Raw genomic sequence first — 280 nt, 5'->3', positions numbered from 1 at the left:
CATGTCGCGCAGGCCGACCGCCTCGTCGGGACGCGGCAGGTCGACCGCGTCGTCCCCGTGTCCGTCCGCGACGACGAGCAGCCGGGACGTCATGGACAGCGCGTCGTTGCCCGACAGGCCGCGCCGTACCTCGGCCGCATAGGAGGCTCGCCGGCGTAGTTCAGGATCGATCTGCCGGGCGAGCTGGTGAACGGAGGGAGCGATACGGCGGGCGGCGACAGGGCCGTCGAACTGCTCGCCATCGAGCAGGTGCGGCAGCCACTTGGCCCATTCCCAGTCG

1 protein-coding gene is annotated in these 280 nt (G+C 71.4%); it reads right to left on the bottom strand.

What is annotated here, in order from left to right; all coding sequences use genetic code 11:
• The coding region (locus tag IH45_RS01000000144875) for a hypothetical protein (protein WP_032919617.1) at positions 1 to 280 on the bottom strand (280 nt) is incomplete at both ends.

Origin of the sequence: Streptomyces rimosus subsp. rimosus (genome assembly GCF_000720725.1) — a bacterium.
Classification (GTDB): Bacteria; Actinomycetota; Actinomycetes; order Streptomycetales; family Streptomycetaceae; genus Streptomyces; species Streptomyces rimosus_A.
The sequence above is the reverse complement of the archived record's forward strand: the minus strand, read 5'-3'. Positions and strand labels throughout refer to the sequence as shown.